General features: G+C 43.6%; 8 protein-coding genes and 5 pseudogenes. 6 read left to right on the top strand and 7 right to left on the bottom strand.

The window, feature by feature from the left end:
* The 4 genes from IM485_RS05505 to IM485_RS05490 form a co-directional block, all read left to right on the top strand.
* Positions 1–164: bluetail domain-containing putative surface protein (locus IM485_RS05505; protein ID WP_502882159.1), on the top strand; the 164-nt coding region annotated here is incomplete at its 5' end.
* Positions 165–469: 305 nt separating this feature from the next.
* Positions 470–772, top strand: coding sequence for an urease subunit gamma (gene ureA, locus IM485_RS05500; RefSeq protein ID WP_002738360.1), 303 nt, complete (start codon positions 470–472; stop codon positions 770–772).
* Positions 773–791: 19 nt separating this feature from the next.
* Positions 792–1,118, top strand: coding sequence for an urease subunit beta (locus IM485_RS05495; RefSeq protein ID WP_104395758.1), 327 nt, complete (start codon positions 792–794; stop codon positions 1,116–1,118).
* Between the two features lie 82 nt (positions 1,119–1,200).
* Complete coding sequence (locus IM485_RS05490) at positions 1,201–2,076, top strand: S-methyl-5'-thioadenosine phosphorylase (RefSeq protein WP_287741820.1); 876 nt, start codon at positions 1,201–1,203, stop codon at positions 2,074–2,076.
* Between the two features lie 239 nt (positions 2,077–2,315).
* On the opposite strand, the gene IM485_RS05485 is transcribed toward IM485_RS05490, so the two are convergent.
* Positions 2,316–3,272 (bottom strand): RNA polymerase sigma factor, RpoD/SigA family, encoded by a 957-nt coding sequence (locus IM485_RS05485; protein WP_104395756.1) that lies wholly within the window; start codon positions 3,270–3,272, stop codon positions 2,316–2,318.
* Positions 3,273–4,015: 743 nt separating this feature from the next.
* On the opposite strand from IM485_RS05485, the gene map reads away from it, so the two are divergent.
* Both map and IM485_RS05475 read left to right on the top strand, forming a co-directional pair.
* Complete coding sequence (gene map, locus IM485_RS05480) at positions 4,016–4,780, top strand: type I methionyl aminopeptidase (RefSeq protein WP_104395755.1); 765 nt, start codon at positions 4,016–4,018, stop codon at positions 4,778–4,780.
* A gap of 150 nt (positions 4,781–4,930) precedes the next feature.
* Positions 4,931–6,112: an aldo/keto reductase gene (locus tag IM485_RS05475; protein WP_104395754.1), complete on the top strand. Its 1,182-nt coding sequence runs from the start codon at positions 4,931–4,933 to the stop codon at positions 6,110–6,112.
* Here the strand turns inward: IM485_RS05475 and cobO are convergent, their stop codons facing one another.
* From cobO to IM485_RS05450, 6 genes and pseudogenes are all read right to left on the bottom strand, one after another.
* A complete protein-coding gene (gene cobO, locus IM485_RS05470; protein WP_104395753.1) occupies positions 6,113–6,718 on the bottom strand; it encodes a cob(I)yrinic acid a,c-diamide adenosyltransferase in 606 nt (201 codons plus the stop codon). It lies immediately after the preceding gene.
* A 74-nt stretch (positions 6,719–6,792) separates the two neighbouring features.
* Positions 6,793–6,948: pseudogene (locus tag IM485_RS22920) on the bottom strand (Uma2 family endonuclease); the annotation flags it as partial.
* 39 nt (positions 6,949–6,987) lie between these two features.
* Positions 6,988–7,533 (bottom strand): annotated as a pseudogene (locus tag IM485_RS05465) (Uma2 family endonuclease); the annotation flags it as partial.
* Between the two features lie 122 nt (positions 7,534–7,655).
* Positions 7,656–7,832 (bottom strand): annotated as a pseudogene (locus IM485_RS05460) (Uma2 family endonuclease); the annotation flags it as partial.
* 216 nt (positions 7,833–8,048) lie between these two features.
* Positions 8,049–8,810, bottom strand: a pseudogene (locus tag IM485_RS05455) (CHAT domain-containing protein); the annotation flags it as partial.
* A 154-nt stretch (positions 8,811–8,964) separates the two neighbouring features.
* Positions 8,965–10,074: pseudogene (locus IM485_RS05450) on the bottom strand (CHAT domain-containing protein).
* Positions 10,075–10,703: the final 629 nt, after the last annotated feature.

Genomic DNA, 10,703 nt, shown 5'->3' with positions numbered 1-10,703 from the left:
CCTTAGTGCAAGTAACAACCGGTGCAATAGCTGGAACTTACCTCGTTATTAATGATAGCACGGCTGGCTTCCAATCCAGCAATGATTTATTAATAAATATCACCGGATTTACTGGCACTTTACCAGCTTTAGGGAACATTCTGGTGGGTAATTTCTTTGTTTAAGTGTCTAAGTTATCCTTCTAAGTCACCTAGAAAACGGGTTTCTCGGAGAAACCCGTTTTCTGGACTTTACTGGTGACTAGAAAATCTACGGTTTTACCGATAGGTTATTGGCCGAATGCTTCGCCCCTACAGGACGCGGGCCGATGAAGACGCAAGGTTTTGAACGACGCAAGACTTTTGAGTATCTTCCCAAATCTTCATCAATAAAGCAGGCTAAGTAAATAAAATTTCACAACTCGATCGCTACAAATATCCGGCCAAGAACTACAATAACCCTAGCATCTGTGTGAAAAAAAGGCTCATCTATGCAACTTTCGCCCCAAGAAAAAGATAAATTACTCATTTTTACGGCGGCACTGCTCGCCGAAAGACGCAAAAACCGTGGTATCAAGTTAAATTATCCCGAAGCGATCGCCTATATTAGCGCTGCCATCCTCGAAGGTGCGAGGGAAGGTCGTAGCGTCGCTGAATTGATGAGTTACGGCACCACTTTATTAACTCGTGAGGAGGTAATGGAAGGCATCCCGGAAATGATTACGGAAGTACAGATCGAAGCGACTTTTCCCGATGGTACTAAATTAGTTACCGTTCACAATCCCATTCACTAACAGGAGATTTTTAGCAGTTATGATTCCGGGAGAAATTATCACACCATCCGGGGCGATCGAGATTAATGTCGATCGCGACACCCTGCGTATTTCCGTGGCTAATACAGGCGATCGACCGATTCAAGTGGGTTCCCACTATCATTTTTATGAAGTTAACGAGGCCCTAGAGTTCCAGCGCGAATTAACCAAAGGAACCCATCTGAATATTCCTGCGGGTACATCAGTTCGATTTGAACCGGGAGACACGAAAGAGGTGGAATTAGTTGCCATTGCGGGAACTGAAGAAATTTATGGCTTTAATGGTTTAATTAATGGTTCCCTCAAGGGCAAGAAAAAGAAAAAGTAAGGCCTTGACAGAAAAATTATCACAGTTCGATCGCTCAATTGTGGTAACATCAAGGCAACGATAACTAATTCTTTCCAAGACTATGACGACGGTAAAAATTGGCATCATTGGCGGCAGTGGTTTGTATAAAATGGATGCCCTCAAGGATGTGCGGGAAGTATCCCTCGATACTCCTTTTGGTTCTCCTTCCGATGCTTTAATTCTCGGGACTTTAGAGGGAACAGAAGTCGCATTTTTAGCGCGTCATGGCAGAAGTCACCATTTTTTACCGACCGAATTACCCTTTCGAGCTAATATTCACGCTCTCAAACAATTAGGGGTTGAATATATTATTTCCGCTTCGGCCGTTGGTTCCCTAAAAGCGGAAGTTAAACCCCTAGATTTAGTCATTCCCGATCAATTTATTGACAGAACTAAAGAGAGAATAGCGACTTTTTTTGGGGAAGGAATTGTTGCCCACGTGGCCTTTGGCGATCCCATTTGTCCCCAATTAGCCAGCATTTTAGGGGATGCCGTCGTCAGTTTAAACCTACCGGAAGTTACCCTGCATCGGGGCGGTACATATCTCTGTATGGAGGGACCAGCTTTTTCTACTAAAGCGGAATCAAATCTCTATAGAAGTTGGGGGGCAACCGTGATCGGTATGACCAATTTAACCGAGGCTAAATTAGCCCGAGAAGCGGAAATTGCCTACGCTACCTTAGCCTTAGTTACCGATTACGATTGTTGGCATCCCGATCACGATCATGTCACGGTAGAAATGGTGATCGAAAATCTACACCATAACGCTATTAATGCCCAAAAAGTCATCCAAGAAACGGTGCGCCGTCTAGCAGCTAATCCTCCCGTTTCCGTCGCTCATTCTGCCCTTAAATACGCCATTCTTACCCGTCTAGATTCTGTTCCCGTCGCCACTAAAGAAAAATTAGCTCTCTTTTTGAAAAAATATCTTGAATAAGTAGAGAAATAAGAGCCGAGAAAAGTCGCCGATGAATCTAGAAATGGGTCATTTTTCTCGCTGGGTTCCAGACGATCAATTTGACCCTTAACGAAGGCAGGGGGCGGTCGGCAGGGGGCAGGAGGCAGTATTCAGGAGTCAGGAGATAGGAGATTATTTTATTTATTCTCCTCACACCCCACACCCTACACCCCACACCCCACACCCTGCCTCCACCAACAAACTTTTTGCCGCAAACCCTAACTAGCTAGATATTCTCTAATGTTAGCTCGGCGTTTTCTTAATTTGGCGATCGCTTCTCGTTCGATCTGACGGACGCGTTCACGACTGATATTGAGTCGAACGCCAATTTTCGCTAAGGTGAGGGGCTGCCCATTATCTAAACCAAAACGCAGAGAAATCACTTCTTTTTGTTGAGGGGTGAGGTCTGCCATCAGTTTTTCTAAGTCCACCTGGAGGGAAGAATAGGCAGTGTAATCTTCCGGGGAAAGTCCCGTATCTTCCAATAGTTCCCCTAATTCCGTGTCTTGATTGTCCCCCACCTTTAAGTCAAGGGAAAGGGGTTGACGGGACCTTTCCAAGTAGTCTCGCACCTGTTTAGGAGTTAAGTCTAATTCCTCGGCTAATTCGGCAATGGTGGCGGCGCGACCTTTCTCTTGAGCCAGTTGACGCTGGGCTTTTTTGATTTTATTCAGTTTTTCGGTGATGTGGATGGGCAGACGGATGGTGCGACTTTTTTCTGCGATCGCCCGGGTGATGGCTTGGCGAATCCACCAATAGGCATAGGTGGAAAAGCGATAGCCTTTGGTGGGATCGAATTTTTCCACACCTCTTTGCATCCCAATGGTTCCCTCTTGGATGAGATCTAATAGATCTAGATTGCGTTTTAGGTATTTTTTAGCGACGGAAACCACTAGACGCAGGTTCGCTTCTACCATCTTGCGTTTGGCGAAATCCCCCGCCCCCAATTCTCGACGTAGTTGTTCTTCACTAATTTCCGCCGCTTCTGACCACAGGCGATCGCTGGGGTCGCTGCCGAGTTTAGCTTTTAGGGATTCTTTGATTTTTTCCAGAAAAATTAATCTTTGTACCTGTTTCGCGTAGAGAATTTCTTCTTCATGGCTGAGAAGGGGAACTCGGCCAATTTCTCTGAGATAGGCGCGAACTGGATCGGTAAGGTTTTTCGAGGTTTTCATGAGTGCGCGTCGATGGAGGGTTGATATTCAGGGATTGATGGCTTTTTTCAGATCGCTTCCCCAGGGGCAGTTAAGGAGATGCTATCAGAGTTTTTTCTCGTTTTGTAAAGAGATGAGTGAGTAGTTACTCAAGGATAGAGAGAAATCTAATTGACGATTTAATTGCCTCTATAGTCCTTTTTTTGGCTAGATATAGATTTTATGGGCATAAATGGCAAGTAGTGAGAAGCTTGGTTATTTAACTAATATTACAACAATTATTAAATATTGTAAAGTTTATGAGAAAAAAAATCACCCCTCTCAGGAAAGCACCAATGAAGGGGAGGTTTGAGTATCTCTACTCATAGATTACCCAAAGGTTTCCGATCAGGATGCAATCTAGATCACAAAATGAGCAATTTTCTCATTTAGCGATCGCCCTGCGATCAGCAACGGAAGTGGGAGGTGGGGAGAAGGGAGAGGGGGAGAACAAATAGGGTTTGCGGCAAAAAGTTTGTTGGTGGGGTTAGTAGTCAGGAATCAGTCCTGATGAAAAAATTTTCACCCCCACAGATGAAAGAGGTTTCCTTCCCTACACCCTCTTTCAAGTCAGTAGGCACAAGACAGAAGGCAGCTTTTTTCTCCCCATCTCCCCACTTCCCCATCTCCCCGCTCCCATAACCCAACCCCCGAAACCCTAAGGCTGCCCGATTTTGCTAGGATAAGAAATGTAACAAGAATCTTTCTCAACAGTCGGATAATTCATGGGCAACGATACCATCACCTTACTCTCCCCACGGGAAATTGACAAAATGCGACGGGCCGGACGATTAGCGGCTAAACTGTTAGATCATCTGGCAGAAATGGTTAAACCGGGGGTAAGTACCCTAGAAATCAATGATGAGGCAGAACGTTGGACTCGCGCCCATGGAGCCAAAAGTGCGCCCCTAGGATACCATGGCTTTCCTAAGTCTATCTGTACTAGCATTAACGAGGTTATCTGTCACGGCATCCCCAGCGCTGATCAAATCCTCAAAGACGGCGATATTATTAACATCGATGTCACCCCGATTTTAGAAGGTTATCACGGCGATACTTCGCAGACTTTCTTTGTCGGTACTCCCTCCCCCCTGGCCAAAAAGTTAGTGGAAGTCACCAGAGAATGTCTGCAAAGAGGCATAGATGCAGTGCAGCCGGGGGGTAAAATCGGCGATATTGGCGCAGCTATCCAAGAATATGCCGAAGGACAAGGATTCTCGGTGGTTAGAGATTTTGTCGGTCATGGTATCAGTAATGTCTTTCACACAGGTCCACAGGTTCCCCACTACGGCATTCGCGGCAAGGGCAAAAAAATTCGCCCCGGCATGGTATTCACCATTGAACCAATGATTAATGAGGGAACCTGGCAACATATTGTCTTAAAAGACGGTTGGACTGCTATTACTAAAGATGGTAAACTTTCAGCCCAATTTGAACACACCATCGCCGTCACCGAAACTGGTGTCGAAATTCTCACTGTACCCGATTAAATTTAGGGAACAGGGGATAGGGAATGGGAGAATGGGGAAATAGGGAAGTTTCAACTAATACCCCATCACCCCCCGCAACGCGCACGAAGTGGTCACCCATCTCCCCACTGATAACTGATAACTGATAACTGATAACTGATAACTGAATATATGCAGTATCGTCGTTTCGGTCGCACTAATCTACAAATGCCGGTGTTTTCCTGTGGGGGAATGCGCTATCAATTTCAGTGGCAGGATCTGCCAATGTCGCAAATTCCCGACGAGAATCAAGGCAATTTAGAGGCAATCATCAATAAATCTCTGGAAGTGGGGATTAATCACATCGAAACCGCTAGGGGTTACGGCACTTCCGAGATGCAATTGGGCAAAATTTTGCCGCAACTACCGAGGGATAAGATTATCGTGCAGACGAAAGTTTCTCCCAGTCAAGATGTGCGGGAATTTCGCCGTAAATTTGAGCAATCCCTGCAATTTTTACGGTTAGATTATGTGGATTTGTTGGGTATCCATGGCATCAACACGGCTGAAATTCTCGATGATACTATGGCCGAGGGCGGTTGTTGGCAAGAGGCGAAAAAATTACAGCAACAGGGAAAAGTTCGTTTTATCGGTTTCTCCACCCATGCACCAACTGATGTAATTGTCAAGACTATTGCAACAAATTGTTACGATTACCTCAATCTGCACTGGTACTATATTTTTCAGAATAACTGGCTGGCCATAGAAGCGGCAAAACAGCACGATATGGGCGTTTTTATCATTAGTCCCTCCGATAAGGGTGGCCATCTCTACAATCCTCCCCCTAAGCTCGTCGCTCTCTGTTCTCCTCTCAGTCCGATGGTTTTTAATGACCTATTCTGTCTCAGTCATCCGGCCGTTCATACCCTGAGCATCGGTGCAGCGCAACCCACAGATTTTGATGAACACCTGAAAACCTTACCCTTACTCGATCGAGCCGAGGAGATTTTACCGGCAATTATCGAGAGATTGCAAGGGGAGATGATCAACTGTTTAGGCAATAATTGGGCAAAAACTTGGTCTGTGGGTTTACCTACCTGGGAAAATACCCCCAATCACATCAATATTCCTTCTATCCTCTGGTTACGCAATCTCGCTATCGCCTACGATATGATCGACTTTGCCAAGGCCAGATACAATCTCTTGGGAAATGGGGGTCATTGGTTCCCCGGTCAACAGGCAAAAGAGGTGGAAAAACTCGATTTAACTGCCTGTTTAGCTGCTAGTCCCCACGCTGATAAAATTCCTTATCTTCTCGCCGAAACTCATCGATTATTGTCAGGAGAGACGGTACAACGCTTAAGCAGTAGTTAATTAAAATTCGATGCCGGGTTGCGCTTTCACTCCCTGTTGACGAAAGGGATGTTTAATTAACTTCATTTCCGTGACTAAATCCGCTATCTCGATTAATTCGGGTAAAGCTCCTCTACCAGTGAGAATAACGTGAGAATTAGCGGGTTTTCGGGCTAAACCAGCGATAACTTCCTGAATATCCAGATAACCGAATTTAAGGGCGATATTGATCTCATCGAGTAAAATTAATTGATATTGGGGATTTTCGAGAAAAGTTAGGGCTTTTTGCCATGCTTCTTGGGCTTTCTCTATATCTCTTTCTCTATCTTGGGTTTCCCAGGTGAAACCTTCCCCCATAGCATAAAACTCGATTTGTTCCCCCCAAACACTAAAAATCTTTTGTTCGGCAGGTTCCCAAGCACCTTTGATAAATTGTACCACCGCCACTTTGTAACCATGACCGAGGGAACGTAAAACCATACCGAGGGCTGCCGTGGTTTTTCCCTTGCCATCGCCAGTATTAACGATAATTAAACCTTTTTCAGCGATTTTTTCCGCTAAACGTTCCTCTTGGATTGCCTTGCGGCGCTGCATTTTTTCTTTGTATTGTTCGGGAGTGAGTTGCATTCAAGTCTGTCCAGTCAAATCAAGATAATTGTAACTCAAGGGGTTATCGATCGCTGTTTGCAAATTTTAACCGGCTAAATTGTCTGGGGGTTGATGCCTAATTCTCGTAATTTTGCCGCTAATCTTTCCTTAGCTTGTCGTTCTTGTTCTTTTTCTAAAAGAGCCTGTTCTTTTGCCTGTCGTTGCTGTTCCCTTTCTAAAAGAATCTGTTCCTTTGCCTGTCGTTCTTGTTCTTTTTCTAAAAGAGCCTGTTCTTTTGCCTGTCGTTCCTGTTCCTTTTCTAAAAGAGCCTGTTCTTTTGCCTGTCGTTCTTGTTCTTTTTCTAAAAGAGCCTGTTCTTTTGCCTGTCGTTCCTGTTCCTTTTCTAAAAGAATCTGTTCCTTTGCCTGTCTTTGCTGTAATTCAGCTTCTTGGGGAGTGGGAACCAATTGACCATCGACGGTAAAATAACGCAGTTTACGGTCAAATATGCCTAAATATAACCCTAACTCTTCACTCCATAGATAACCCTGCTCATTGGCAGAAATAGCTTGATATTGTCCCTCAATTAGTCTAAATCCCTGCAATTCTAACGTATTAGGATCGAACCAAAAATAATTAGGGGTGCGAAAAGTATTTTGGTAGAGAATTTTCTTTTTAGTGCGGTCAATATTAGCCGTAGAATCGGATAGAATCTCGACGATTACATTTACATTGGGATATTTCCCCTGTTCTCCCCAAACCACCCAACTTTTGCGGGGACGTTTTTCTGTATCTAAAACCACAAAAAAATCGGGACTGCAGAAATCGCGCTTTTTAAGTTGTTCTTCGTTATATAGCGTTTCCTAAGCTAGTGAGGTACACCTGTTTTTCTTCCCCTTTGCCCTTTGCCTTTTGCCTCTTGCCTTTTGCCTAAAACCCATAACTTTTGTACCTCAGCAGACTGAAAAACGCTATAGTAGATAGTCAGATTACCAGAAGCGTAGTAATCGTTTTTCCCTTGCCATAATAATTCTAGACAATTGAGGAGAATTATGATCTGTTGCAGGTGTAAATCACTTTCCAAGAGTGGTTCATCACTCCATAAATCGGTGGGGGGACAGGTAACTTCTGGTAAAATGTCGAGAGTTGTCATAGTTTTTCCCCTGGCTGGGACATTTATCTAATTAGGGTTTACTGAATAAATGTGAAATATAGACGAGGTAAGAGTTTTAGGGGACTTTTTTCAAAACAGGTGCAAGGTTTTGAGAGTCCTGTAGGGGCGAAGCATTTGGGCATAACCTATCGCTGAAACCGTAGATTTCCTATCCGAATGCTTCGCTCGCTTGCAACAAGGAAATAATTCATAATTTTAAGGAAGTCCCAGACAATAGAACGCCCCCCAGTAACGATAATCCTGAAAAGGCACTGCATCGGGAGCAAATTCGTCAAGCCACTTGATCAATTCGCCGATTTTCTGATAATTGGCTTGAGCAGTATTGACGTTGGGATCGTTAGTTTGGCGCATTTGTCGCCAAGTCTGATAAGCCTGCTTCAAATCGGCATCTAAACGGTCCCGCCAGTCTTTTTGGCAAGTCTCCCGCAGCGCTTGACGAGCCTGATGTAGAGCCGTTAAACGTTCCTCTCCGGCCCGCCGTGCGCGGTGGTACTCCCGGGAAAACAGCGTCGTAGCTAGATCAGCCACCGCCCAATGACTACTAATCACAGCACGAGCGCCCCCCAGCAGAAAGCCTGTACCTAAGCTAAGGGGTTCGTCCAGTAATTCCCGTCGCAGGTTTCCCTCTTGATCTCGTAAACTGGCAAAACTGAGACCGGTTTCACAACAGGAGAGAAACACTTCCGACAATTCGGGAAAACGCCACAGGGGACTAAGTAAATCCCGGAGGGTGACTTTTTGCTCTTCGGCTAGGAGGAGGTGGGAGTTGAGGGGATCATCGGGGCGGCTGGTGGCGTGGTGGCTGGAGAGCAAAGCCTGTACTTGTTTGAGCAATTGCTGATAAGAGTCGGGGGTGACTGTGCGCCCCTTTAGCCGCCGTTGGCGAGGCACATTCCAGGTTTGGGCGACCCACTCACACTCTAGGGGCGTATAGGGCAAATCCTCTGCGACTGATTTGTTCAAAGTTTTGTCTTTGTTCGACTGTCAGATGAACTTTATCTCGCCTACCTCTTCCCATGATTGATCTCCTTAGTTGAGCTTATCTATTACACTATTTTAGCTGTGTGAATTCACCAGTATATTTATATGAGAAAAGTTTAGGTATAGACATTTAACGCAAAATAGAACTGATTTCGCCTTGACAGATAAAAGCACCCCAATAATAAGGATTAGGATATTTTTTTCTCATTTCTAACTGAGCATTATGTAAAGCTTCTCCACGTCCTTCACCCCACAACAGACGACGATAAAATTCTGTCATTAATTCTTGTGTCTGTTGATCAGGAACTTTCCAGAGACTGATGACCAGTGTTTTTGCTCCTGCTAAGACAAAGGCTCGTCTCAACCCAAAAACTCCTTCTCCTGTCTGAACATCTCCTAACCCTGTTTCACAAGCAGAAAGAACCACTAATTCTGTTTCTGAAAGGTCTAGGTTAGAAACTTCCTCAGCCGTTAGAATTCCATTGCCAACTTCTGAAGGAGGACTAAACTGTTTCTGTTTCCAATTTGCTCCTGCAAAGGCTAAACCTGAACGTAATAAAGGATTTTCTTGTTGAGTAATTGGCGATTTACCTGCACTCAATAATTGTTATTGATGAAATGTTTCTGGTTGATCTTCTACAAAAAAACCATGAGTTGCAATATGTAAAATTAGGGGAGAGGTAATAGATTCTAGTTTTTCTTTGACTGCTTTTTCTGCTAACCAAGGCTCTACACCTAGCAAAGAAGCAATTTCAATTCCTTCTTGACGAGTTCCATCTAGTCTTTTAAATTCTAGCTTCTCTAAATCCAAATCACGAGATTGTCTTCCAGAAGAATTTAGTTCTTTATCTATTGCCAATGAATGTTGACCTAGACCATAATCAAAGTCTGGATCAGCTATGACGATTGCATCTGTGGCTTGTCTATCAGTTTTAAAGCCAAAACGCAGAATATCTTTACTCGAACTTAGATAACTAATAGAATAATTGTCAATTAATCGTTGACCATTATCTGTTGGTAAAATTTCAAAAGGTAAGCGCGTTAGGTCTCCATCAGGTGAGATAAATATATGTTGACAATCTCCAAGATTTTTTACTAAAGGATCAAAGACAGCTTTACGCAAAGCAATTCCACTTTCTCTGCTATTTTGCTTTTTCTTATCATTTTTTTGAGAAGAAATAACCTCTAAGTTACGTTCTTCATATTCTCCTATAATTGAAGACCTAAAGTTGGCAATCATCTTGTTAATTCGATCTCTTCCTCCTATTTTAATCATCTGAACATTCTCAGGATTTTCCGATGATAAAACAAACGCTACATAACGAAAGTAGGGTTGATATTCTAAAAGCATTTGAGGATTATCAGAATATTCTTCTCTGACTTCCTTCGCTTCTATTGGATCATATAACACAACAAATTCAACCAAAACATATTTTTTAGGAAGAGTTTTGCTAATTGTTAGGCCGATTCAAGTTTGAATTGCATCACTATCTGATCTACCTTTACAGAATACCTCATTAGGGGAACGATATTAGTAACCCTGATAAACCGAGAATTTGGCGACTGTTGTTCAAAGGCAATGGTTATTCCTATATTTTCCCAGCGTTACCAAAAAAAGAAGCTAAATTAACCTTTCCGGTTGTGATGGTTTATGAAAGAGATAATGGCGTTCAATTGACAATTCTTAATTCTTCCCTCTCCCAACCCTAGCATCTAAAACATAGAATGTAGGCTCTTCTAGGTTCTGTGTGAGCATGGTATAATAGTAACACAGAACAGGAGGTGGGTTATGTGGATAAATTTTGATCAACTCCTCGATTTACCAAATGTAACAGTGGTCAATTATCAAAAAATTGATGAGACAATTTT

The organism is Microcystis sp. M169S2, assembly GCF_020245865.1.
In the GTDB taxonomy this organism is placed as follows: Bacteria; Cyanobacteriota; Cyanobacteriia; order Cyanobacteriales; family Microcystaceae; genus Microcystis; species Microcystis ichthyoblabe_A.
The sequence above is the reverse complement of the archived record's forward strand: the minus strand, read 5'-3'. Positions and strand labels throughout refer to the sequence as shown.

Excerpts from the sequence above, each read along its gene's own strand:
- map (WP_104395755.1), top strand. The coding sequence starts at position 4,016 with ATGGGCAACGATACCATCACCTTACTCTCCCCACGGGAAATTGACAAA.
- cobO (WP_104395753.1), bottom strand. The coding sequence starts at position 6,718 with ATGCAACTCACTCCCGAACAATACAAAGAAAAAATGCAGCGCCGCAAG.
- IM485_RS05490 (WP_287741820.1), top strand. The coding sequence starts at position 1,201 with ATGACGACGGTAAAAATTGGCATCATTGGCGGCAGTGGTTTGTATAAA.
- IM485_RS05485 (WP_104395756.1), bottom strand. The coding sequence starts at position 3,272 with ATGAAAACCTCGAAAAACCTTACCGATCCAGTTCGCGCCTATCTCAGA.
- IM485_RS05475 (WP_104395754.1), top strand. The coding sequence starts at position 4,931 with ATGCAGTATCGTCGTTTCGGTCGCACTAATCTACAAATGCCGGTGTTT.
- ureA (WP_002738360.1), top strand. The coding sequence starts at position 470 with ATGCAACTTTCGCCCCAAGAAAAAGATAAATTACTCATTTTTACGGCG.
- IM485_RS05495 (WP_104395758.1), top strand. The coding sequence starts at position 792 with ATGATTCCGGGAGAAATTATCACACCATCCGGGGCGATCGAGATTAAT.